The sequence below is a fragment of the uncultured Oribacterium sp. genome (assembly GCF_902481605.1).
Taxonomy (GTDB): Bacteria; Bacillota; Clostridia; order Lachnospirales; family Lachnospiraceae; genus Oribacterium; species Oribacterium sinus.
Genome location: NZ_CABSXI010000018.1, coordinates 13805 through 39714 on the forward strand (window position 1 = coordinate 13805; position 25910 = coordinate 39714).

Genomic DNA, 25910 nt, shown 5'->3' on the forward strand with positions numbered 1-25910 from the left:
GAATCTGTTGTAGGGAATAAGACAGTGGCTACAAAAGAAGCTAAGGCTTTGAAACCAAAGAAAAAATTACAATTACATTTTTTTATTTGCCTTCTTCTGGCGTTTCTTATAGGGAGCAGTGGAACTTGGATATATCTACAATTCTTTAAGAAAATTACAATTCCCTTAGATGAATATGTGAAGGTGAATATCCATGGACCAAGTGGCTATGCCGTAGCAGGTACAGAAATAGACTGGGATGGAATCGAAAGGGATTATGGGGGAAAATTATCCTTCACTCAGTTGGCGAAATCGAAGGGGTTGGAGGAGCTTTATCATTCTCCGATAACTTGCTTGTTTGAATCTATCAGTCCTCCCAGTCTTAAGAAAGAGAAAAACATTAAAAATGGAGATTTAATTGCTTATCAGTGGAACTTTGATGACAGAGAGATTACCCGTTATTTAAATTGTAAACTGAAATTAGAGAATAAAAAGATAAAAGCCCATACCGATGCTTCTGTGAAAGAAGAGGATATTTTCGGGAAAATGGAAATTAAGGCAGTAGGAGATAATGGATATGGCAAGATAGTTCTAAGATCTTTACCAGAAGGTCTTAAAAAAGATGACTTTATAATATATTCCAATTTTTTATTATCTAATGGCTCCAAAGTAGATATTGATTTACGATACAGCCCGCTTTACTACTATGAATCTTGCGGTATTTTACCCAGTAAAAAGAACATAACTTATACTGTTTCAGGCTTGGGGGAAAGTTCAGAGGAGAAAGATACTGCTATAGGCACAGAAGATTCTTCGATGCCGTTTTCTACAGCAGAGGATGATGCGAAAACTGAGGAGGCAAAAGCACAGTATGCTGTATCGGACTATATTTGCCCCTACAGTTCCTTCAGGTTAATTACGAAGCAGGATATGACCGAATTGATGGCAGAGTATCCAAAGGATCTCTTCCCCGGGCAAAGGTCGCTTGCTCAGATGATTATAAATGAGATATATGCCAGATACGGTTATGAGTTTAAGGATCCGGAGCTCAATGATTATTTTGAGCAATTTTATTGGTACTCTTCTCTCCGGGATCGGATATCAAATGTGGATAATATTTATCGACAAATGTCAGCGATTGAAAAGAAAAATGTGGAGTTCTTAAAGACCTATCCTTAAGCAGTTTTGCAAGGCACTAAGCCTATTCTGAAGTATTTCATAAGATTTAGATATACCCCTTTACTGAAGAGACAGTAAAGGGGTATTATCATATTTCAGAATAAATAGCGTAGGTGAAGCCTGTGACTCCTCAAATGAGAAGGAGTGACATGGGTACAACAAGGAAGTCTGGTGAAACTTAAGTAAGAAATGACACGAACAGGGATAGTGAGGAGGTCATAGATGAATCCATACGAAAACAAAAGCTTAAAGACTAAGGGCATAAAGCTACTGTTGCTCTTGCTATTTCCCTTTCTTTTCAGTCTGCAAAGCTACGCCTCTCCCATAAAAGGAGACAGGAGAACCGCATTAAGCTTTGGAGAGAATGGGGAATATCTGGATGCGGAGCAATATGCCAAGGATAATCCGGATGTGCTGGAGGCCTACGGAATGAATCCCTCAGCCTTCTGGAGCCATTACCTGTATTTCGGGATTAAGGAAGGACGGCGTGCTTATGGCCTGGATGCCTCTTCTCCCGAGGCAGTGGCAAAGTTTAAGGTCTTCACCGTGGCGGAGCAGATTTGCAATGATGCCATGAGCGACAGGGAGAAGGTGAAGGCGGTTCATGACTGGATTATTCAGCAGACCAAGTACGATATTGAGAACCAGAGAAGACGAACCATTCCGGAGGATTCTTACCATATCGAAGGCGTGATGCTGAAGGGCGTTGCAGTGTGCAACGGCTATGTGGAGGCCTTTGATTATTTTATGGAGGTTTTGGGCATTCCCCATGAGGTTGTGGTAGGAAAATCCGTCGGCAGAGGCGGAGCAGTAGGCAGTCATGCCTGGAACAGGGTTTTGATTGACGGAAAATGGCTTTCTGTGGATTGTACCTGGGATGATCCGGTGACGGAGGATGGAGAAAATCAGATTATCGACAAATATTTTCTTCGAACAGAGGAGGAAATTGCCGGCAACCATATCACTGAAAAAATTTTCAAAAATTATCAGAATAGAAAAGTTAAATCCTAAAGTATTTCTGACGAATTTAATAACATTTTAGAGAAATATTGAGAATGTCGGAGGCTTGTGTTAAGATTTCTCTCGGAAAAGAACTTTTTAAGAAATAATACAAACAAGTGAATTTCTAAGGAAGAGTACTGAGAAAGTAAGTACGGAAGTAAAGGAGAGAAAGATGAAAAGAATGGGAAGAAAAGGAAGTCTTTTGGCATTGGGATTGGGAGCAGCTTTACTGGTATCTGCCATTCCCGCAGTAGCGGCACCATTAAACACGGAAGGAAGCTGGAAGCAGGACGCCGGACAGTGGTCCTTCTTAAAGCCGGACGGAAGCAAGTATCAGGGTTGGATTTATACTGACGGAAGCTGGTTCTTCTTAAAGGAGGACGGCACTTTATTCTCCGGTTGGCAGAAGAATGATGCCGGAAAATGGTTCTTTATGAGCACTTTACACGACGGTACCTTCGGAAAGCTTCTTCAGGGCTGGCAGTGGGTAGGAGGGTATTCCTACTATTTGCAGGAGGAAGAAGGACCTAAGTTCGGAGAGCTTTTGGTTTCCTCCGAGAAGGACGGCTACAAGGTAGATGCTGAGGGACATTGGGTAAATGCTGACGGCACTCCTGTATATGAGGCCGGAAAGGGATATCCTTCCGTAGAGCAGAAGCAGAGCACAGAGGCGGCAGCAAGTACCACTCCCACAAAGACCATTATCAGCTTCTCCGGCGGCGGAAGCGGTTCCGGAACAGGAGGGGCAGGAGGCGCAAGCGGCAAGAAAAATGGCGCTAAGGCCAGCAGCTCCAACCTTCCAAAGCCCGTAGCTTCCGGTTCCAACCTGGTAGCCAGCGGTTCCAATATGGGACATTAAAAAAGGTTTTCAGAAGGAAAATTTCCTAGAATAGTAGTTTTTAGAGAGGACAGGGATGTCTTTTCACGAGGAGATGGCTCGCAGACAGAAGAGCCCTTGCAAAAGGGATTTATATCATGGACGATGAGAAGCAGAGCATAACATCTCCTCGCATTTAAAAGAGGCTATATAAAATCAAAATAGTTTTTTACGCAATATAGGTCTGAAGCCGGGGCACGCTCCCGCTAGCTTCGCCACGAAGCGGATACTAAGCGAAAAACTGCGTTTCTCTTGTTTTTCGCAAGTACCGTCGGGCTCAGACTACCCCATTTTCAGACCTATATTGCTAAAAACTTTTTTTAATTTTGGTTTTTGTAGCCTCTTTTTTCGTATGGAGTTTGTTATGCTTGCTTCCGCATCGTCCTGAAAATCGCTTTTGCAATCTCCACGAACACAATAATACTAAAGGAAATTCCGAAAACGATAGCCCACTGCATAAGGCTTGGAGGAGTCACATCGAAGAACTGATTGATTCCGGGAGTAATGATTACGCCTAAAAGCAGGAAGGCGGAAAGCAGTGCCGCACCGTTTAAGTAAATATTGTCCAAAGGATTTCCATTGAACAGGGAGCGGAAAACGGACTTTACGTTAAAGGAATGGAAGAGCTGTAAAAGTCCCAGGGTAGCAAAGGCCATGGTTTCGGAAAGGTTTTCCTCATGGAAATATTGCTCTGCCATCCAATAGATGAACAGGGTCAAGCCTCCCTCTAAAACGCCCTGATAAAGAATGCTTTCCAGTACACCGTTGGAGAGGAAGCTGGAGCTCTTTTCTCTGGGCTTTCTCTGCATGACATCCGGCTCAGCCTTTTCCATGCCCAGTGCGATAGCCGGGAAAACGTCTGTTACCAAGTTAATCCAAAGGATATGTACCGGCTGTAAAATCGTCCAGCCTAAGAGCGTTGCCACAAAGAGGGTAATCACCTCTCCGAAGTTTGCGGAAAGCAGGTATTGTACCGCCTTTTGAATATTGGAGAAAACCTTTCTTCCTTCTTCAATGGCTACCACAATGGTTTCAAAGTTATCATCCGCCAGTACCATGTCGGAAGCCCCCTTGGAAACTTCCGTACCGGTGATTCCCATACCCACACCGATATCCGCCTGCTTCAAGGCAGGAGCATCATTTACCCCGTCTCCGGTCATGGAAACAATCTTTCCGTTCTTCTGCCAAGCCTTGACGATTCGAACCTTATGCTCCGGAGAAACTCTGGCGTAAACGGAAATCTCCGGAACCTTCTTCTCCAGCTCCTCATCGGACATCATTTCCAGCTCAGCGCCGGTTAATACGTGGCAACGGTTATCCTCTCCCATAGGAAGAATGCCTAAACGCTCGGCAATGGCCTGGGCGGTTTCCGCATGGTCGCCGGTAATCATTACGGTACGAACGCCGGCTCCCTTGGCTACGGCAATCGCTGCCGCAGCCTCCTTACGCTCCGGGTCAATCATGCCCACAAGGCCGGCAAAAATCAGGTTCTGCTCCACATCTTCAGAACGAGGGGAATCAGGCACGGACTTACAAATCTGATAAGCTCCCGCCAGAACACGAAGCGCCTCCCTTGCCATTTTGGTATTTTCGGAGAGAATGGCTTTTCTATCCTCCTCCGTTAAGGGGCGAACTTCTCCATTTTCCACGATATGACTGCAACGCTGTAAGAGCTGGTCCGGTGCCCCCTTGGTGCAAAGGAGGAATTCCCCTCCCAAGGGATGGAAGGTACTCATCAGCTTTCTGGTGGAGTCAAAGGGCAGCTCCTGTACACGGGGGTACTTGCTCGCATTTTCCTGAAGAGGAAAATGCTGATCCAAGGCAAACTGTACCATAGCGGTTTCTGTAGGATCCCCAATCAGCTTTCCTTCCGCATCCAGCTTGGTGTCATTTGCCAAAACAAGACTCCGAAGCAGGGGGTTATCTACAGAAATTACGGCGCTTCGATCCTGAGATTTTCCATCGAAATACACTTTCTCAATGGTCATCTGGTTCAGAGTTAGGGTTCCGGTTTTATCGGAGCAGATTACCTGGGTACCTCCCAGAGTCTCCACCGCCGGAAGAGTACGCACCAGAGCCTTTCTCTCCGCCATAGAACGGGTTCCCAGAGAGAGGATGATGGTGGAAATGGCAGGTAAGCCCTCAGGAATAGCGGCTACCGCTAGGGAAATGGATACCAAAAGCATATCGGTAATGGCTCTTCCCCGAAGCAGTCCCACCACAAAGGTTACAGCGGCAATGGCCAAAATCATAATGGTTAAGCTCTTTCCCAAACGGTCCTGATCCCTTTGTAAAGGAGTCTTGGTCTTTTCCGCATGGGCCAGCATATTGGCGATATGTCCCACCTCCGTATCCATACCGATGGCGGTAACCACTGCCACGGCACGGCCGTAGGTCACATTGGTACCGGAGTAAACCATGTTTTTTCGGTCGCCGATTCCAGCATCCTCTAAAGTAATGGGGGCAATGTCCTTATCCACGGGAACGGATTCGCCGGTAAGAGCCGCCTCCTCCACCTTTAGGGAGTTGGCTTCCAAGAGACGCATATCTGCAGGAACAATATCTCCTGCCTCCAAAAGCACGATATCTCCCGGCACAAGCTCATGGGATTTGATGGTTTCCACATTGCCGTTTCTGCGAACTCTGGCATCCGGAGAAGCCATTTCCTTTAAGGCATCAATGGCCTCCTCCGCCTTTGCCTCCTGAATCACACCCATAATAGCGTTTAAAACCACCACCAAAAGGATAATCACCGCATCATGCCATTCATGGCTGGCAAAAAGAGAAACAGCGGCAGCAGCCAAAAGAATGATAATCATAAAATCTTTAAATTGCTCTATAAATTTTTCTAATAGAGAAGAATGCTTCTCCACTTCCAGAGCATTACTGCCGTACTCCGCCTGTCTTTTGGCTACATCGGCCGTAGAAAGTCCTGTTTCCACCGGACTTTCTACGGCTCTCAGCAGCTGGGCTATCTCCATTTGATAAGCCTTGTCCTGCCATACTTTTCTTGTGCTTTTCTGTTCCATGTTTTGATCCTTCATTTTCCTTTACCCTTTCTCCCTAGGTTTTCATAAGAGGCAAGAATCTGATTGCTTCTAAAAATGAGATAGCCTGTCGTAGGTCGGCGCTCTTCATAGAATAAAAAGAGACCTATGCCACTCAGAAAAACTGGGTTGCATAAGTCTCACATTTTCAGTAGATACCAGCAGTTTCCTGCATGCAATGTTGATATCCACGAGCTAGGCTCTTGTTACTCCCTTATGAAATATATAACGGGAGTAAGTATAGCGGGAGTTTTCCAAAAAAGCAAGTGAAATTTGCTTCACAAAAAAATCACAAAAGAATTAGCACTCATCACTTGACGGTGCTAACAATGCGTGTATAATGGAGCTATCTTAAGGAAAATAAAGGAGGTACTCCTATGAACATTAATCGTTTTACCCAAAAATCCGTTGAAAGTATCAACAACAGCCAAAAGATTGCTATGGACCACGGCAATCAAGCCATTGAACAGCTTCATATTTTATATAGTTTGTTAGACATTGAAGACAGCCTGATTGAAAAGCTTCTGGAAAAGATGGAAGTTCCGGTAGAAGACTTTAAGAGAGCGCTGGAAGAGAAGATTAACAGCCTGCCTAAGGTTGCCGGGGGACAGCAGTATTTTTCCCAGGACGCCAATAAGGTTATGATGAATGCGGAAGACCATGCCAAAGCCATGGGAGATGAATATGTTTCCGTAGAGCATCTTTTCCTGGCTCTCCTAAAGGATGGAGATAAGAAGATTCAGGAGCTTTTCAAAGAATTTCATATTACAAAGGACGGCTTCTTACAGGCTCTGTCCTCCGTTCGAGGCAATCAGAAGGTAGTTACCGACAATCCGGAAGGCACCTACGATTCTTTGAACAAATATGGTTACGAAATGGTGGAAAGAGCCAGACAGCAGAAGTTTGACCCCATTATCGGAAGAGATGATGAAATTCGTAATATCATCCGTATTCTTTCCAGAAAGCAGAAGAATAACCCCTGCTTAATCGGAGAACCCGGGGTTGGTAAAACCGCTGCGGTAGAGGGCTTGGCCCAAAGAATTGCCAAGGAAGATGTGCCGGATTCCTTGAAAAAGAAGAAGATTTTCGCCCTGGATATGGGTGCATTGATTGCCGGCGCTAAATATAGAGGAGAGTTTGAAGAAAGATTAAAGGCAGTTTTGGACGAGGTGAAGAAGTCCGAGGGAGAAATCCTGCTCTTCATCGATGAGATTCACAACATTGTAGGAGCCGGAAAAACCGAAGGCTCCATGGATGCCGGAAATCTCTTAAAACCCATGCTGGCCAGAGGAGAGCTTCATTGTATCGGAGCCACCACTCTGGATGAATATAGAAAATATATTGAAAAAGACCCTGCTTTGGAAAGACGTTTTCAGCCTGTCATGGTGGACGAGCCGGATGTGGAAGACACCATTTCCATCCTGAGAGGTATTAAGGAGCGTTATGAGGTTTACCACGGGGTAAAGATTACCGACTCCGCACTGGTTGCGGCAGCTACCCTTTCCGACCGTTACATTTCCGACAGGTTCCTGCCGGATAAGGCCATTGACCTTGTGGATGAAGCCTGCGCCATGATTAAGACCGAGATGGACTCCATGCCGGAGGAAATGGACGAAATGCAAAGAAGGATTTTGCAGCTCCAGATTGAGGAATTGGCTTTAAAGAAGGAAGAGGATCAGCTTTCCAAAGAAAGACTGGCCACCCTTCAGAAGGAGCTCTCCGAGCTTAGGGATCAGTTTAATGTGCAGAAGGCTCAGTGGGAAAATGAGCGTAACGCCGTATCTAACCTTCAGACCTTAAGAGAGAAGAAGGATAAGATTCAGTCCGAAATGAACATCGCCAAGCAAAACTACGACTACGAAAAGGTGGCAAAGCTGCAATATCAGGACCTGCCCCAGGTAGAACGGGAATTGCAGGAGGCGGAGGAACTTGCACAAAGCAAGGAAGCTCAAGGCTTGGTACACGACAAGGTGACAGAGGAGGAAATCGCCAAAATCATCAGCCGTTGGACCGGTATTCCGGTAACCAAGTTAAACGAGTCCGAGCGTTCCAAGGTTCTTCATCTGGACGATGAAATCCATAAGAGACTGATTGGACAGGAAGAAGCGGTAACCAAGGTTACAGAGGCTATTCTTCGTTCCAAGGCGGGAATCAAGGATCCCACAAAGCCCATCGGTTCCTTCCTCTTCTTAGGACCTACCGGTGTAGGTAAGACGGAGCTTGCCAAGTCCCTTGCCCAGAACCTCTTTGATGATGAAAATGCTATGGTGCGTATCGATATGTCTGAGTACATGGAAAAATATTCCGTGTCCCGTTTGATTGGTGCGGCTCCCGGCTATGTAGGATACGAAGAGGGTGGACAGCTGACAGAGGCGGTTCGGAGAAAGCCCTATGCGGTAGTGCTCTTTGACGAAATCGAGAAGGCCCATCCGGATGTGTTCAACATCCTCTTACAGGTGCTGGATGACGGACGAATCACCGATTCTCAGGGACGGACGGTGGACTTTAAGAACACCATCATTATCCTGACCTCCAATATCGGTGCCCAGACGCTTCTGGACGGTATCTCTGAAAATGGAGACATTCCGGAGAACGTACGGAAGGAAGTTATGGAAGCCCTTCACGACCATTTCCGTCCGGAGTTCCTGAACCGTTTGGATGAAATCATTCTCTTCAAGCCTTTGGTACAGAAGGATATGGAAAGAATCGCCGATTTGATTCTGAAGGACATCAACAAGCGTTTGCAGGAGCGTCGTTTGCACATCCATCTTCAGAAGGAAGCCTTGGACTTCATTTTGGAAAATGCCTATGAGCCCGGCTTCGGTGCAAGACCGCTGAAGCGTTATATGCAAAAGCATGTGGAAACCTTGGTGGCTAAGGAAATACTGGAAGACAGGGTAAAAGAAGGTGACAATATAGAAATCCGTTTGCAGGACGGAAAACTAACTGCGGCGGTGGTTTAAAAGATAAGAAAAAAAGAGCGGCTGTAAAAAATCATTACAGTCGCTCTTTTTTATAGACATATTGTCATATAAGGGGGAATGCAGAGAATATCCTCTTTAATCAGTAAATTCCTTGGATGGATAATATATGCTTCTCCAATTCGAGCTTTGTATTTTTCTTTAAAGCGTGTTAAGGAATTAGTGGTATATCGTTTTCCGGATTTCACTTCAATGGGAAACATCTTGTATTTTAGCTTACTGTTATTGGAGATGATAAAGTCTATTTCTATATCATTTCGATGTTTTTCTTCAGAATAATGGGTATAGAAATACAGCTTATGGCCATTGGCAACAAGCATCTGCGCAATAACATTTTCGTAAAGCATACCTTCATTTAAAGACAGTTTATCGTTTAAAATCTGCCGATAGATTTCACTTTCCAAGAGCTCATTTTCATCAAAAGCATGGCTTAGCAAAAGGCCGGTATCTCCCATATAGCATTTTACATAGCTACGGTCTTCGTACATGGACAAGCCAACATTGGGATCGCTACAGAGGAAACATTCATTGGATATCATGGAATCGGAAAGCCAAAAGAAGGTTTCGCTATATTGCTCTGCATAGCTTCCCTCCTGTATATTTTTGAACACTACACGTTTTTCATGTTGGGACAAAAGCCCCGGTATCTGGTCATAAATAGCAAGAACCTTACTCCTATATTGGGCTTTGATCTTCATAATATCATTTCGATATAGCTTCAAAATATCTCGTTTTTCTGCATCTACGCCGGTAAAATCTTTCCCGCTTTCCACAAATAAAGAAACCGGCTTAGGCATTCCGCCCACTAAGATGTATTGCTTGAATAGATGCATAGCTTTGTTGTGCATGCCTCTTTCTAAAGTTTCTCTTTTTTCAAAACAGTTTTTGATATAGTCTATAAGCTGTTCTTCGCCGAGAGCCCAAGCAAATTCTTCGAAATCCAGAGGATACATATTGATGCTTCGCTCTTCCGAGGGAATCACAATATCCTGAATATTTTCCTTTATGGAGATTAAGGAACCGGTTTCTATATAGTCATATCTGCCATCGGCCACAAGATATTTAATGGCTGCTCTGGCTTGAGGAAAGCTCTGTACCTCATCAAAAATAATGGCCGATTTTCTAGGAATCAGCTTTACGCCGAAGTAGGTTCCCAGCATCATAAACAAATCATCAAGGCGATTCAAATAAAGATTAAAGAACTCCTCCACGTTTTTATCCTTTTTAGCAAAGTCTATGATGATATAGGATTCGTATTCTTTTTTGGCAAATTCTTCTACGATGGTGGACTTACCGATACGTCTTGCTCCTTCCACCATAATAGCCTTCTTTCCTTGGCTATTTTCTTTCCACTCCAGCAATTTAGCATAGATTTTTCTTTTGAGAACCATAATGCAATCCTTCCTTCTGAGCTATGGATTAAGCACAGTATAAAGCTTGAATTCTGGGCATATTATAGGCGACCCTTTGATTATGCGCAAGTATAGAAAACCTGTAAATTTTGATTATGCGCAGGTATAGACGCACTCCAATCTTTGATTATGCGCAAGTAAGAAAGTATACACTTTTAACTATTATGTATTTTCAAAGGTAGACATAGTATAATTTATTACAACTGCCTGTTTTATATAAGAGGACCTTATTTATGAAGAATAAAGTGATTGGCTTAGCTTTGTGTCTGCTGGCGCTCATTGCATTCATAGGCTTTCATACTATGCTAAATGTAAAAAGCAGGAGCAAAGATGCAGCTTACTATATACTTGCATCTAATATGTTTGATAAGCATGGAGAACTTATAGAAATTGATACAGATGGAAAGCTTGTCAATAAGAGAAGTTTGAAAATGCAAGATGTTACAAAGTTCAATTTTCATCAAGATAAGTTTATTGCAGGAGGAGAAAGAGCCAATAATAATATCCTCCTTCATGGAGACGGCGATTATAAGCTATTTTCACTTTTGGATAATCCTAATTATTCCGGAGTCACATCCATAAATCTTTGTGATGAGAAAATAGTTGCTGTAATGAATGGAAATGTAGAAGGGGATACGTATAAAAATCTTCTTCTTGTCCAGAACGAAGAGGGAAAAATTTTAAAGAAAGAGATTATAGACATCTATTCTTCCGACTTATTGTGTGAAGAGAACGTGTTATATATCGTAGGGGCCCATTTGTTTGTGGAAGAGGATATATGGAGCAGTAAAATAATAAAAGTGGATTTATATAATGACAAGATTGAAGAAAAAATCTACGAAAAAGACATGGAATATGAAAAAGTAATCTTATTTGAAAATCAGTTATATTGCTTAGGAAGGTCTACAAAAGGAAGAAAAGGTACTATTGATATAGTCGATAAAAAAAGCTTAGAAAAGCTAGGAAGTTTTAGTTTTCAACAAGATGTTAGCGCAATATTTACAATGAATAATCGATTATACTGTATCGCTGATAATGAGATTTGTGAAGTAAAGGACGGCGCTTTATCAGATGGTGAATATACCTTACCGGAAGGCACGTTTGTATCAAGTTATATGTCGGATAACGTAGGTGTACATATTTATTGTAGGAATGAAAATATAGTTAAAGAAAATCAGAAAAACCATATGGGATACATTATCCAATATGATAAACAAGGTGCCGGCATGGTTAAAGAAACTCCTGTTTTGATAGGAAAAAGATATGATCATATCCTCTTTTTTCCTAAAGAGTATATAGCTCATTAGAGAAAACGGTCATACAGTGGTCAAAGAATTCTGTTTATATCCTTAACAACTCTTCCCTTCTTGAACTGTCAACTATTCGTTGACAGTTCAAGAAGATTCTATTTTGAGTCTTTGCTAATTTTCACGGATTAAAAATATAATAAAAGTGTGATTATTGAGCACAAAACCCCAATAAAAATGTGATTATTGAGCAGAAAATTCCAATAAAAATGTGAGGATTGTTTTTATGGAACGATTTATCTTAAAAAAATTGCTGTCTTGGAAGAATTGTATGAAGAAGTTCAAGGAACTGTTCCCTGATAAGGTCAAGCTCCGCATCCGTTTCTCAATGGACAATCTGAAACTGGACGATGATGTGCTGAATATCCCGCTGTTCATGGCAGATCAGGCGGATCAATTGATTGGGTTGGCATTGGAAAAGATGGAGCACTGATGTATATAGCTAAACTATATTAGCCTAAATTTCAAAAGCATTATACTCTATTTTGTTTTTGCAAAATAGAGTATAATGCTAGGAAATACAAATTTAAAACTTTTGCATTACCCTGATGTAATCTAAAAAACAACCTGAAGGGAGAAGACAACTATGGTGAAAACGGAATCAATCACAATACAAGTGCCGGTAGAAATGCGTAAGTATCTGGAAGAGCTTTCACCGGAGTCGGAACTGAGAAGAAATGCACTTTTGCTATATCCCTATATTTTAAATCAAAGTATTTCTCATGGAAGAGCGGCAGAAATACTTGGAATTGGGAAATCAGAACTCCTTGATATCTATGATAAGCTAGGGTATTCCTATTTGGATTTGATTCAAGATGAATTGGAAGAAGATATAGATACATATCTTCAACTCAAAAAGAAGGGGTAAATAAAATGATAGTTGTCTCAGATACAACGCCCCTTATCTCTCTTTTGAAAATTGATAGAGTGGAAATTTTGGAAAAATTATTTGGCGAAGTTGTTCTTCCGGAAGAGGTATTTACGGAATTAACTTCGAATAAACGTTACCGGACAGAAGCAGATAAAATTAAGTCTAAGAACTTTATCACGACTAAAAACATATTAAACGCTGCATCTGTAGATATATTAAAACGGGCAACAGGCTTAGACCTAGGGGAAAGTGCGGCAATTATTCTTGCGGATGAGATACAAGCAGATTTGCTTTTAATGGATGAGATAAAGGGAAGAAACGTATCTAAGCAAATGGGACATAGAATCATGGGAACAATCGGAGTTCTAATGGCTGCTTATGAGGAAAATGAACTAACAGCAGAAGAAGTAAAGGAGTGTATAGAGGGGCTTAAATTAGCAGGCCGCCATATTGGGCAAAAATATTATCGTTTATTACTAGAGAAACTTAAGGAAGAAAATTAAGTTCTTAAGGGGAACCTACTAAGGATAAGAAAAAAAGATAGCAGAAGGGATATTACAGCCCTTTTTGCTATCTTTTTGATTATGCGCGGATAAGAAGTAAGAAAGTGGTAGTCAACTAAAAGTTGACTACCACTAAGCATGGCATAATCAGCAATAGACTTAGGATAGTATAAGCTTGAAAAATATGGAGAAAATCAAGGAGTAATAAAAGAGAAGGGAACTGTCAAGCAATAGCTGACAGTTCAAGAAGATTCTATTTTTCTTTTGAAAGTTGGAAAAACTAATAATAAATGTTGTAAAAGCTAACAAAGCAAACTATAGTAGCAGATATCTATGCAGGGAGGAAGAATTATGACGGCTATTCATGATCGAATTAAGAATTACAGAAACCGGCTTCATCTTTCGCAGGAGTACGTTGCTAAATTTTTGGGAATTAACCGTGCATCATATACCCAGATGGAAAATGGAAAAAGGAAAGTTACAGCAGAAGATGTTTCGAAGCTGAGCGAGTTATTTGGTGTAACGGCAGATGCAATTTTAAGTGATAATAAGATGAGTAAACCGGCAACGGTATTTGCAAGAAGCTTTGAGAAGCTGGATGAAAATGATCAAGCTGAAATCATGAATTTAATTAAGTTTAAAGAATAGATGAAAATGCAGAGGAGTTAAATGATTGCTTTTTACTCAAATGCATAAGTATCTGGAAGAGCTTTCACCGGAGTCGGCACTGAGAAGAAATGCACTTACAAAAGGAAATTCCAAATGTTAAAGAGCTTTCTGTTACTAATTTAAAATATATGAAAAAATTTTATGAAATGTATTCCCCATTAAATCGTCCACAGCTTGTGGACGATTTACGAATATCACAAAGCAGTGGAAATTTTGATAAGATTTTTAGCATCCCTTGGGGGCATCAAAGATATATTATGGATAGATGTGAAGGAGATTTGAATAAAGCATTTTTCTTTATATCGAAAACATTAGAAAATAGCTGGAGTAGAGCTGTACTCTTAAATTTCTTGGATACAGACCTGTTTGATAGACAAGGAAAAGCAATAACAAATTTTACAACTAATTTGCCTGCTTTACAAAGCGATTTAGCCAATGAAATGACAAGAGATCCCTATAATTTTGACTTTATAGCTATCAGACAAAATTATAAGGAGCATTACCAAGCATAGAAGAAATCGAAAATGAACTAAAATAAATTTTCACAAGACGGTAGATTAAATAAGTCTGTCGTCTTTTCTATTTGAAGTAAGATGTTCATAAATTTGTATGAGAGAATTGCTAATGATTCCTTGATAGATTTAACAGTGATGTAAATGTGGTTTTTGCTAAGGCTCATTTAGGTTTTGCTAAGGCTCATTTAGGTTTATAGAGAAAACATTTTCATTTTATGGTATACTTCTCGTTTGAGAGTAAGGGATTTCCGGAAACATTGGAAGACTTTTGCCAAGCAGAAATGCAGATGTAAAGTATAGATAAAGCGATTGCTATAAGATTTTAAGGGGGACTATGGAAGAAGCAGAGAAAATCATTTCGGTGGATCAGGTAAGCAAGGTCTATCGTTTATACGATAAGCCCATAGACCGGCTACTGGAAAGCATTAGCCTTCGGAAAAAATCTTACCATAAGGATTTCTATGCCCTGAGAGACATTTCCTTTTCCGTAGGAAGGGGAGAGGCAGTGGGGATTATCGGCACCAACGGCTCCGGTAAGTCTACCATGCTGAAGATTATCACCGGGGTACTCAGCGCCACCACGGGAAAGGTGGAAAGCCGGGGAAGCATCTGCGCTCTTTTGGAGCTGGGCGCCGGCTTTAACCAGGACTATACCGGTATTGAAAATATTTATATGAACGGCACCATGATGGGCTTTAGTAAGGCAGAGATGGATGAGAAGCTCCCTGCCATTTTGGAGTTTGCGGATATTGGAGACTTCGTTTACCAGCCCGTAAAGTCCTATTCCAGCGGTATGTTCGTTCGTCTGGCCTTTGCCCTGTATATCTCCATTGACCCGGAGGTCTTGATTGTGGACGAGGCCCTGTCCGTGGGAGATGTGTTCTTTCAGGCCAAATGCTATCACCGCATGGATGAATTAAAGCGGAAGGGGACCACCATTTTGATGGTAACCCATGACTTAGGCTCGGTAATGAAGTACTGCGACAGGGTGGTGCTTTTCCACAAGGGAGAAAAGGTTGGGGAAGGTCTTCCCGGACAAATGGTGGACAAGTACAAGAAAATTTTGGCGGGAAAGGATCCCCATGCCGAGAAGTTTATGGAAGAGCAGAACTTCCTGGGAAATGTGGATGACCGACGCAGCGGAACAGCCAAAGCCGGAAATGCCGGAAGTGGCGGATCTGGCGGGACAAACGGCACAGCCGGTTCCACCGAAACAAACGAGAACAACCGTAGCGATTCCAGCAGAAATTCCAGCGGAAATATCGGCGAAGCCGGAGAACATGCCGAACCCACATCCGCTGCATCCCCCGAAGCCGGTCAACATTCCCTAAAACCTACCGGCTTTATGAAAGACCATTTGACCTTAAATCCCTCCAGCCAGCAGTACGGCAACGGTAAGGCGGAGATTCTGGACTTCGGCGTGCTGGATAAGGACGGGCGCCCAAGCAATGTGCTACTAAAGGGCGAAGAATTTTCCATCAAAGAACGGATTGTCTTCCATGATGATATCGCCGCCCCCATTTTCACCTTCACCATCAAGGACAAGCGAGGCATGGACTTAAGCGGAACCAACACCCTTTTTGAAGGCAAGGAAATTCCGGCGGTGAAGAAGGGGGACGAGTATTACTGTACCTTTACCCAGAGGATGAACTTGCAAGGGGGGGAGTACCTTCTGTCCATTTCCTGCACCGGCTTCGAAGAGGGGGAGCACACGGTTTACGACAGAAAATACGACATTACCAGTATCACCGTTTTATCCAATAAAAACACCGTAGGAATTTATGATATGGAGTCGGAAGTGACTCTGGAAAGGCATGAGGCATGAGTTTTTCGAAGGTGCAATCCAACTTAATCGAATGGATTTCGTTTTTCCCCGGAGAAGGGGGGCTGGAGAAGGACAGCAAGGTCCTGCTTTTGGCAGAAAAGGACAGCCAGGGGCTTTTTGAAAAGCTACTACGAAAAAGAGTAAAAAGCATCAGTCTCCGTTTGGAGGAAGACCGCTTTGACTATATCATCATTCCGCTTTTGACCAAGCGGCATTTGATGCTCTTCCAGGGCTCCCTGGAGGAGATGCTTCGTACCTTTTTGGAGAAGTGGCTGCTTCCCGGGGGCGAAGTGATTTTGGGGATGGAAAATGAGAATGCTCTGGAGCGCATTTCCACCGGCTACTACGAGAAGGAGCCGGCTTACCAAAGCTATGATGCTTTGAAAATGCTGGAAGAGAGCCTGAAAAAGGACTACCCAAAGGCACGGGCAAGTCTTTATTTTCCCATGCCTTCCCTGGACTATCCCATTCATTTTTATACAGAAAAAAGACTTCCCAAGGAGGGAGAGGAGAGCTACGGCTATGTGGCGCTGGGAAAGAAAGGAGTTTTCCCCCAATTTGCCCCCAGCTTTCTCTACCGTTTCCGGGGGGATGCCACGGCTATCCTTTCCATGAAGGATGTGCATAGCGAGGAAGTGGAGTATATTAAATACAATTCCAGCAGAAAGCCGGAGTACGCCCTGAAAACCGAGATTCTTCGGGATAAAGAGGGCGTTAAAAAGGTCTTAAAAGAAGGCATCGGGGCGGAGGCCAATGCCCACATTGATTCCTTGCCCAAGAAGCGGAAGCTCCTTAGCGAAAGCTTTGCCCGGCGGAAGATTCAGGTTTTGGAGGAGGAAGGCTTTTGGCGGGCCTATGCCGGTTCCCAGTCCCCTTCCAGCATTTTGTACCCTTTTGTAAAGGGAAAGAGCATCGGAGAAATTCTGGGAGACTTGATTTCCCAAGGAAAGGCGCCGGTAAAGGAAATCCAGGAAGCCCTTCATCTTCTTTTGGGAGAGGACAGCTTCATTAAGCCTGCCAACTTGGATTTACTTTTTGAAAATGTCATCATGGACGGAGAGCAGGCGGTGCTCATTGACTGCGAGTGGGTGAAGGAAGAGGGAGAGGAACGGCTTTTCCTCCTGTACCGCATCCTCCATTACTGGTACGAAGAATATAAGGACAAATTAAAATACAAGGACGAAGAAAGCTTCTTCCGCCTGTTTTCCATCAACAAGCCGGAGCTTCTTTCCTGCGAGCGAAAAGAGGCCATTTTCCAGGAAGAGGTTCATGGAGAGGGACAGGAGGAAAATGTCTGGGCTTATCAGCAAAGTCGCATGAGCCCGGAAAATTTCCAGAAGCAGAAAGAAGAAATCGCCCTACGACGGGAGCAGATTCAATATTTGCAGGAAGAGCTGAAGGAAAAGGAAATTTCCGTAAAGAAAGAGCGGGAGGTAAATCGCCTTACCAATGTGCATGTAGGCAATCTGGAAAATGTGATTCGTGCCCATGAGCGGGACATTGCCCAGCTTCAGGAGGAGCGGAATTACTTTGAGCGGCACCAAAGCCTGCCTTCAAAGATCAGAAGACGACTTTCCGCCGCCTTTAACCGCCGTTTTCCAAAGGACAGTAAGAGAAGACTGATTCTTCACTACATGGGACGGACAGTCCTCCACCCCTTTAAAACCTTGCCTTTATATTTTACGGCAGAGGGAAGAAACCGGATTTCCGGACATTTTAAGATCGGACAGGCCTATTTTGACGGGGGAAAGGTTTGCCTTCCCAAGGTAGAGAATCCCAAGGTCAGTATCGTGATTCCCTGTTATAACCAGATTCACTATACTTACCGTTGCCTACAGTCCATACTCCGTTTCACAAGTTCCGTAGAGACGCCTTACGAGGTAATTATTGCGGATGATGTGTCCACGGATGCCACCAGAGATTTACGACTCTTTTCAGAAAATCTGGTGATTGCCCGCAACAAGGAAAATATGGGCTTTTTGAAAAACTGCAACCAGGCCGCCGCTTTAGCCAAGGGAGATTACATTTTCTTCCTGAACAATGATACGGAAGTGACAGAGGGCTGGCTTTCCTCCTTGGTGGAGCTGATGGAAAGACGACCGGATGCGGGAATCGTAGGATCCAAGCTGGTATACCCGGACGGAAGATTGCAGGAGGCGGGCGGCATTATCTGGTCCGATGCTTCCGGCTGGAACTATGGCAGACTGCAAGACCCGGAGGATCCGGAGTACAACTATGTGAAGGAAGTGGACTACATTTCCGGTGCCGCCATTTTGGTGAGAACAAGCATTTGGAAGGAGCTGGGAGGCTTTGACGAGCTCTTTGCTCCCGCTTACTGCGAAGATTCCGACCTGGCATTTTCCGTGCGGAAAATGGGCAAGAAGGTGCTGTACCAGCCCAAGTCCAAGGTCATCCACTATGAAGGCATTTCCAACGGCACGGATGTGGAAGGTACAGGTCTTAAGCGTTACCAGAAGGTCAACCAGGAAAAATTCAAGGAAAAATGGAAGGAAGAGCTGAAAAAGCAGTGTGTCAATATCGGAAGCCCCAACCCCTTCCAGGCCAGAGAACGGGGCATGGGCAAGCGCTATGTGCTCTTCGTGGATCACTATGTACCCACCTTTGACAAGGACGCAGGCTCCAAAACCACCTACCAGTACCTGAAAATGCTGGCGGAAAAGGGCGTGCAGGTGAAGTTCTTAGGGGACAATTTCCTGAAGGAAGAGCCCTACACGGAAGCTTTGGAGCAAATGGGCATCGAAGTCCTTTACGGCAGTAAGATGCAGGGGGGCATTTGGAAGTGGATGGAAGACAATAAGCAGATGATTCAGATTGTTTATCTGAACCGCCCCCACATTGCCTCCAAGTACATTGACTATATCAAGGAAAATACAGACTGGAAGATTATTTTTTATGGCCATGACCTGCATTTTCTCCGTTTGCAAAGGGAGTATGCCCTGAAGCCAAGACCGGAGCTTTTAGAGGAAATCGCCTACTTTAAGAGCATGGAGCTTTCCGTGCTGCAAAAGGCGGACATCAGCTATTACCCCTCCAACTTAGAGGTGGAGGAAATCCACAAGATTGACGACAGCATTCCGGTAAAGGCCATTACCGCCTATGTGTTCTCCGACTCCGTGCAGGTAGAGAAAATGACGGAAGGCCGGGAAGGAATGCTCTTTGTGGGAGGCTTTGCCCACCCGCCAAATGAGGACGGCGTGCTTTGGTTTGCCAAGGAAATCTTCCCCTTAATGAGAAGACAGCTTCCGAACCTTCGTTTCCGCATCGTGGGCAGTAAGCCTACAGAGAAGGTTCTGGCCCTGGGACAGCAGGAAGGCATCGAGGTGCTGGGCTTTGTCAGTGACGAAAAGCTCCACAGCCTCTATCAGGAAAGCCGAATGGTGATTGTACCCCTGCGCTACGGAGCAGGCGTGAAGGGTAAGGTGGTGGAAGCCCTCCACGAAGGAGCCGCCATCCTGACCACCCCCTGCGGAGCGGAAGGCATCCCGGGCATTGAAGAAGTGGTGGCTATCGAGGGAGAAGAAAGAGAATTTGCGAAAACCGGAGCGCTGCTTTACCAAAACATTCCCAAGCTTCGAGAAATGGGACAGAAGTCCCTGGAATTTGTGGAAAAGGCATTCTCCACAGAGGCGGTGTTTGAAGGCATTCGAGAGGATTTCGGTCTTGGAAAAGACGGAGAAGTATTGGAATTAAAGTAAATTCAGTGCCGAAAAGAAAGTTTCCGGCACAAATTCAAGAAGAAAAGTAGTGGAAATCAAGCTACCGGCGCAGAGAGCTTTGAAAAACTCGATAGAATCATGTGCCGGTAGCAATCATTTTGTAAGGAGGGAAAATGCAGGCAATCTTATTATGTGGAGGAATGGGCACCAGACTTCGTTCCGTGGTTTCGGACCGCCCCAAGCCCATGGCGGATATTTGCGGAAAGCCCTTTTTACAATACCTTTTGGAAATGCTCCGGGAAAAGGGCATTACAGAGGTGATTTTTGCCCTGGGCTATATGGGGGAGATGATTGAAGAGTATTTTCAGGACGGCTCCGCCTTCGGCTTAAAGATTGCCTATTCCTATGAGGAAGATCCCCTGGGTACCGGAGGCGCCATCCGAAACGCCCTTCCGAAGATTATGGAGGAAGAGGTGCTGGTGCTGAATGCGGACACCTATTTCCCCATGGATTATCAGGGGCTTTACCGTTTTCATCAGGAAAATGACGGGGACTTCAGTCTGGCCACCAGAGCAGTACCGGATATTTCCCGCTACGGCGCAGTGCGAAGAGATGCAGCAGGCCGGATTTTGGCATGGAATGAGAAGCTGGAAGATGGTGGGCAGCCCTTAGCCGGAGAAATCAACGGAGGCATCTATGTGATGAAGAAGAGCCTGATTGCGGAAATCCCTGAAGGAAAGCAAAGTCTGGAGCAGGACTGCGTCCCCAAATGGCTCTCCGAAGGAAAACGAATCTTCGGTCTTCCCTTCGATGGCTATTTCATGGATATCGGCATTCCTAAGGACTATCAGCAGTTTATTACGGATGTGGAGCAGGGAAAGCATGGAAAATAAGGCATTGAGAAAAACCGTATTTCTGGATCGGGACGGCACCATCAATGAGGAGATTTCCTACCTGCATAAAGTAGAGGACTTTCGTTTTCTGCCCCATGTTTTAGAGGGCTTATCCATCTTGGTAAAAGCCGGCTTTCAGCTGGTGGTGGTCACGAACCAAGCCGGAATCGGAAGAGGCTATTACGGAGAAAAGGATGCAGAGGTACTCCATAGTTATCTTCGGGAAGAGCTTCGGAAGAGAGACATTTTCCTGAAAGGCATCTATTACTGTCCTCACCATCCGAAAGGAATAGGAGCTTATCAGAGGGAATGCGATTGCCGAAAGCCAAATCCGGGAATGCTCTATCAGGCGGAGTGGGATTTATTGCGGGGAAATGAAGCAGAGTTTCCCATTCAAAGCCCTTACCGCTTAAGCCGGGAAGAACGGGAAGCATTGGAGCAGGAGCACAAGCAAGCAGAGCGAAAGGCTTGGCTTTCTCATTCCTATATGATTGGCGATAAAATCTTAGACTGTGAAGCCGGAGAAAACTTCGGCGTACAGCCTATCCTTCTGGCTACCGGCTACGGGAAAGAGGAGAAAAAGAAGCTGGAAGAGGAAGGGAAGCCTTGCCCTCCATACTTTGAAAATTTAGAAGAAGCCGCAAGATGGATTGTGGAGAGGGAGCTGTATTCATCATAGGAGTTCGCTTCAAGGTAATATAGGCATGAAATCGGGCACGCTCCCGCTAGCTTCGCCTTCGCAGTGAAGGACTGGACTGTATTCATCGAAGGAGTTCGCTCCGATGCGGTATAGGCATGAAATCGGGCACGCTCCCGCTAACCTCGCCCTGCAGCGGTACTAAGCGAAAAACTGCAGTACCTTTGTTTTTCGCAAGTACCGGCGGGCTCAGATTACCCCTGTTATCCCCCCTATACCGCAATCGCTTCTTCCTATTGGCTTATACAGTCCTTCACTTCACTGAGATCGTAGTTCTTGCAATCTCAGATTATCCTCTTTCATGCCCATACTGCATCTGTCGCTTCCATTTAATATTTTCTCAGTCCTTCTCTTCGCTAAGGAAAAATATAAAGAAAGCACAGCTGAATTCAAAAAACCGTAGTGGAACCGGTATTTTACCTGCTCTACTACGGTAATCATTTATTGCTGTTTTATATATTTTTCGGCTTGATATTTACTGCTGCTCCTTCTTTTTCAGAACCACAAAGCCTGCCAATGATGCTAAGGAAATTCCGAAAAGGGAAGCCCAAAGTCCTGTGAAGTTATAATCTCCGGTTGCTACGGATGCTCGGTCGGATACGCCCTTTACGCTTGGACGGGATTCTCCCAATACAGTTCCCTGCTTTTTCTCAACGGTTTCCGCTACGGGAGCCACTCGATTCTCTCCTAATACTTCACCGGCGGGAGCAGAAGCTGTCGGACGGCTTTCTCCCAGTACGATTCCGGGATTGGACGGTGCATTGCTGACAGTGCTTACAGTCACTCTTGAACTGCTTCTTCCACCGCCGCCATTGCTTGTTCCGCCAATACTAGGATTCGTAGGACTAGCCGGTACAGCAGGGGTTACGGGAGTTACCGGTTGTGCGGGCTGCTCCGGGTTAACGGGATCTACCGGTTGTACAGGATTTACAGGCTGCACCGGATTGCTCTTCGGCTCTACAGTGTTCATTTTTACGGTAAGAAGAACTTTGTCATTTCCTTGACCGGATACCTTGTCTCTACCGGCATCATTTTGCACTGCCCCCCAAACATAAGAGGTATTACCGGAAGCATAAACATACCATAAATCAGACTTCATATATCCTACTAAAGTTCCGGCAATACTTCCCTCTGTGCTAATGTTCTTTTCTGTCTCCGTTTCCGTTTCTACTCTATTGGAAGAAGTGGCATTGATTTTTAATCCTTTCATTACCAGCTGAATCTTTTGGGCAGAATTGTTAATAAGCTCCTGCAAATTTCCAAAAACACTGGTAGTTGCATGTCTTCCTGTAGCAGGGGAGGGATTAAAGTTTTCAATAGGGTATGCTTTGCCGGTAACAGGATCTTTGCCGTAGATTCTTTCGTTAGCCGCATTTTCATCGGAGCCTTGCTTCGCCAATGGCTTCATCTGGGTTAAATCCAAATCCATGACAAGGCTTACCTTCTTCTTGGAAAAGGAAGATTTTCCATAATTAATGCGATAAATCATGGGATTTCCATCCGCGGAGCTTAGCTCATAATGCTTCTTGGCATCCTCTAAGTCCGTCGGGAGATGGAAGCTTCCCTCCAGGTCATCTCCCAAAGTAAATGTGGAACGAAGGCCTGTCTCTAAATTGTTTACAAAAATATCATTTGACCCCGGTATAATTCCGGCAGACGCATTAATGGCGTTAGTCACTGGAGACACATCCAAATCCGCCTTCAGAGAATAGCTATCTTCCTTATTCACCGGATGTGCTGCAGTATTGGTACTGTCATAAGCTTCTGTACTCTCATCCTTTTTGATGGAAAGATCCCCTTGGAGAACTACATCTTTGTTTTTAAGCCTGGTAATTACATTATCTTCGACTCCGGGATGGCTTTCCACAATGGTCTTCTCTCCCTTGGCATCTTCTGCCGTCACAGTGGTATCCACGTGAATCACAGGTCCAGCTTCCCCTCCACGGGTCTTATCTACATGTGTGGAAATGTCTGTTCCCTGCTTTTGATCCTCCGACAGCACGGTATTCACATTGTTCGGTGCAGTGGTACCGGGATCCACTGCCGCTTCCTCTACAGTAACAACTGCCCCTTCTCTCCCGCTGGCTGTTCCCGCTCCTGGGGCTGTTGCTACTGTCGCCCCTGTTTCAGCCTCTGCCACTACTCCTGCTGTCGCTCCTGTTGCAGTTTCTGCCGCTGCTCCCGATGTCACTCCTGTTGCAGCTTCTGCCGCTGCTCCCGATGTCACTCCTGTTGCAGCTTCTGCTGCTGCTTCCATTGTTCCTGTCGTTGCCGCTGAAGCAGGATTTACTTCCTCAGCTCTGGCATTCATAGGAATCGCAACCATTGCTCCTTTCATAGCTAATGCAGCTACCTGTACTTTTAAGTTTTTCTTCTTCATTTCCTTCTCCCTGTGTTTAGAAAAGCTTTTTAAACTTTCCATCTGTCTTTTTAAAGCATTTACAGGACAAAACAGAAGAAATTTATACAAAGCTGCTGATACTGTTGTTCTATTTCTCCTGTTTTTGCTTTAAAAAATTAAAATAACTATAAACACTATACTAAGGAAAAAAAGTTAATAAGTCAAATCTTAATTCACAAAACGAGATACCGCACACTACGCGAGCGATACTCGTTAAGAATTAAACCGTTGCAGAACTGTTCTTTCCATGTTCTACAACGGTTTATTATTCCTCTAATGATATTCGTGCTTTTCCGTATTAACAGTAAAATGTACTAGATACAGAAAAAATGACTATCGGCATATTAATTTTCTTTTTTCTTCTGAAGAACCACAAAGCCTGCTAATGCCGCTAAGGAGATTCCAAAAAGGGAAGCCCAAAGGCCTGTAAAGTTATAATCTCCGGTAGCTACGGATGCTCGGTCGGATACGCCCTTTACGCTTGGACGGGACTCTCCCAATACAGCTCCCTGCTTTTTCTCAACGGTTTCCGCTACAGGAGTTTCACGATTTTCTCCTAAAACTTCACCAACAGGAGCTGTAGGAGTAGAAGCGGTAGGACGGTTCTCTCCCAAAACAGTTCCAGGGATAGTCGTTCTACTCGGTGTAGCAGGTGTAACTCCGGTTCTTTCGCCGCCGTTACTTGGCGCTACTGGGGTCACAGGCTGTGCAGGCTGAACAGGTACTTCAGGAGTTTCCGGCTTTACTGGTTCCTCAGGCTGTACAGGCTCAACGGGCTTTACCTTGCTTTCAGTAGTAGTCATTTTTACGGTAAGATCCACCTTATTATTGCCGTTATCATTTCCGGCTACTCTGTCACGGCCTGCTACAAAGTCACGGCCTTCCTCATTCTGAATAGCGCCCCAATTATAGGCAGCCTTACCGGTTACAGTAGTAGTAAAAAACCAAACCTTTACTTCCTTACTTACATCCGCCTTCATGTAACCAACTAAGGTTCCCCGAATAGTTCCCTCAGCACTTGTGGTTTTCTCTGTAGCAGTTTCTGTTTCTTCTACATTGCCATGTGCCGCATTAAACTTAATTCCCTTCATGATTAACTGAATCTTCTTGGCAGACTTGTTAATCAAATCATTTAAAGCGCCAAAGGTACTAATCTCCGCCTTTGGATTCTGATATTTGCTTAAATCCAAGTCCATGGCAATGCTAACCTTATCTTTAGCAAAGGAGGAATTGCCATAATTGATGCGATACATCATGGGGCTGCCGTCTGCAGAACTTAGTTCATAGTGCTTTTTAGCATCCTCTAAGTCTGTAGGCAGGTGGAAGCTTCCCTCTAAGTCTCTTCCCATCTCAAAGGTGGAACGAAGACCGGTTTCCATTTTATCGATGTTTACCGTCTTCATAAGACTATTTAACTGTGCTGAAGCATTGATAGCATTGTTTACAGCATTCACATCCAAATCAGCCTTTAAGCTATAGCTGTCCTCTTTATTGACTTCATGTGCAGCGTTACTGGTACTGTCAAAGTCTATACTGTTATCCTTTGCAATAGAAAGGTCACCCTGCATTACCACGTCTTTGTTTTTCACATTGCCCAGTACAGCCGGTAAGCCTTGAACTTTATCCCCAATAGTTCCTTCGCCCTTAGCCTCTTCCGGTGTAACCGTTGTATCAACATTGAGGATTGGGGTTTCCGCAACAATATCCGTTCCCTGCTTATTATCATCCGGTACTACAGTATCCACATTGTTGGGAACTGTGGTGGCAGGGTCAGCCGGTGCCTCTGCTACGGTAACCGGGGTAGCTGCGGCTGTTGGGGCTGACGCTTCCGTGGTAGCTGTTGCTGCTGTTCCGGTGCTTGCAGTTGCACCTGTTCCGGTGGTAGCCGCCGTGCTTGTTGCAGGAGTTGTCGCTGTACTTGCTGCAGAAGCTGCGGCAGTGGCAGATGCTTCTGTACTGCTTGTGCTCGCAGTCGCCGGTGCTGCCGTGCTTGCTTCTTCCGCTCTTACGGTCAATGGTGCAGCTGCAATGGCTCCTGTCATGGCGAGTGCAGCTACTTGTACTTTCAGTTTCTT

Annotated in this window: 16 protein-coding genes and 2 pseudogenes; 14 read left to right on the forward strand and 4 right to left on the reverse strand. The window is 44.5% G+C overall.

Translation table 11 applies throughout. The features are described 5' to 3' along the window. Positions 1–24: 24 nt before the first annotated feature. The 3 genes from RDQ32_RS04875 (at position 25) to RDQ32_RS04885 (ending at position 3019) form a co-directional block, all read left to right on the forward strand. Positions 25–1158, forward strand: a complete 1134-nt coding sequence (locus tag RDQ32_RS04875) for a YARHG domain-containing protein (protein ID WP_308579326.1) — start codon at positions 25–27, stop codon at positions 1156–1158. A gap of 222 nt (positions 1159–1380) precedes the next feature. Further along, entirely contained in the window at positions 1381–2169 is a 789-nt protein-coding gene (locus tag RDQ32_RS04880; RefSeq protein ID WP_308579327.1) for a transglutaminase domain-containing protein, read from the forward strand. Between the two features lie 163 nt (positions 2170–2332). Further along, complete coding sequence (locus RDQ32_RS04885; protein WP_308579328.1) at positions 2333–3019, forward strand: hypothetical protein; 687 nt, start codon at positions 2333–2335, stop codon at positions 3017–3019. Positions 3020–3399: 380 nt separating this feature from the next. Here the strand turns inward: RDQ32_RS04885 and RDQ32_RS04890 are convergent, their stop codons facing one another. Continuing rightward, positions 3400–6081 (reverse strand): cation-translocating P-type ATPase, encoded by a 2682-nt coding sequence (locus RDQ32_RS04890; RefSeq protein ID WP_308579329.1) that lies wholly within the window; start codon positions 6079–6081, stop codon positions 3400–3402. Between the two features lie 380 nt (positions 6082–6461). On the opposite strand from RDQ32_RS04890, the gene clpB reads away from it, so the two are divergent. Then, a complete protein-coding gene (gene clpB / locus RDQ32_RS04895) occupies positions 6462–9047 on the forward strand; it encodes an ATP-dependent chaperone ClpB (RefSeq protein WP_308579330.1) in 2586 nt (861 codons plus the stop codon). 50 nt (positions 9048–9097) lie between these two features. Here clpB and RDQ32_RS04900 read toward each other — a convergent pair whose 3' ends face one another. Further along, entirely contained in the window at positions 9098–10456 is a 1359-nt protein-coding gene (locus RDQ32_RS04900) for an AAA family ATPase (protein ID WP_308579331.1), read from the reverse strand. 254 nt (positions 10457–10710) lie between these two features. On the opposite strand from RDQ32_RS04900, the gene RDQ32_RS04905 reads away from it, so the two are divergent. From RDQ32_RS04905 to RDQ32_RS04950, 10 genes and pseudogenes are all read left to right on the forward strand, one after another. Next, positions 10711–11784: a hypothetical protein gene (locus RDQ32_RS04905; RefSeq protein ID WP_308579332.1), complete on the forward strand. Its 1074-nt coding sequence runs from the start codon at positions 10711–10713 to the stop codon at positions 11782–11784. A 271-nt stretch (positions 11785–12055) separates the two neighbouring features. After that, a pseudogene (locus RDQ32_RS04910) lies at positions 12056–12217 on the forward strand (ATPase); the annotation flags it as partial. Between the two features lie 153 nt (positions 12218–12370). Beyond that, positions 12371–12652 (forward strand): hypothetical protein, encoded by a 282-nt coding sequence (locus RDQ32_RS04915; protein WP_007158213.1) that lies wholly within the window; start codon positions 12371–12373, stop codon positions 12650–12652. Between the two features lie 5 nt (positions 12653–12657). Next, positions 12658–13158: a DUF3368 domain-containing protein gene (locus RDQ32_RS04920; protein ID WP_007158212.1), complete on the forward strand. Its 501-nt coding sequence runs from the start codon at positions 12658–12660 to the stop codon at positions 13156–13158. Between the two features lie 351 nt (positions 13159–13509). Beyond that, complete coding sequence (locus RDQ32_RS04925) at positions 13510–13806, forward strand: helix-turn-helix transcriptional regulator (RefSeq protein WP_308579333.1); 297 nt, start codon at positions 13510–13512, stop codon at positions 13804–13806. A gap of 95 nt (positions 13807–13901) precedes the next feature. Next, positions 13902–14318 (forward strand): annotated as a pseudogene (locus tag RDQ32_RS04930) (DUF1016 N-terminal domain-containing protein); the annotation flags it as partial. Positions 14319–14676: 358 nt separating this feature from the next. Continuing rightward, a complete protein-coding gene (locus RDQ32_RS04935; RefSeq protein ID WP_308579334.1) occupies positions 14677–16167 on the forward strand; it encodes an ABC transporter ATP-binding protein in 1491 nt (496 codons plus the stop codon). Then, positions 16164–19883, forward strand: coding sequence for a glycosyltransferase (locus tag RDQ32_RS04940; RefSeq protein ID WP_308579335.1), 3720 nt, complete (start codon positions 16164–16166; stop codon positions 19881–19883). The genes RDQ32_RS04935 and RDQ32_RS04940 overlap by 4 nt, the downstream gene beginning before the upstream one ends. A gap of 134 nt (positions 19884–20017) precedes the next feature. Continuing rightward, positions 20018–20737 carry a nucleotidyltransferase family protein gene (locus tag RDQ32_RS04945; protein WP_308579336.1) on the forward strand — a complete coding sequence of 240 codons (720 nt, stop codon included), beginning with the start codon at positions 20018–20020 and terminating at the stop codon, positions 20735–20737. Then, entirely contained in the window at positions 20727–21416 is a 690-nt protein-coding gene (locus RDQ32_RS04950; protein ID WP_007158205.1) for an HAD-IIIA family hydrolase, read from the forward strand. Before RDQ32_RS04945 ends, RDQ32_RS04950 begins: the two co-directional genes overlap by 11 nt. 493 nt (positions 21417–21909) lie before the next feature. Here RDQ32_RS04950 and RDQ32_RS04955 read toward each other — a convergent pair whose 3' ends face one another. After that, entirely contained in the window at positions 21910–23814 is a 1905-nt protein-coding gene (locus RDQ32_RS04955; RefSeq protein WP_308579337.1) for a cell surface protein, read from the reverse strand. Positions 23815–24179: 365 nt separating this feature from the next. Next, the coding region (locus RDQ32_RS04960; RefSeq protein ID WP_308579338.1) for a cell surface protein at positions 24180–25910 on the reverse strand (1731 nt) is incomplete at its 5' end.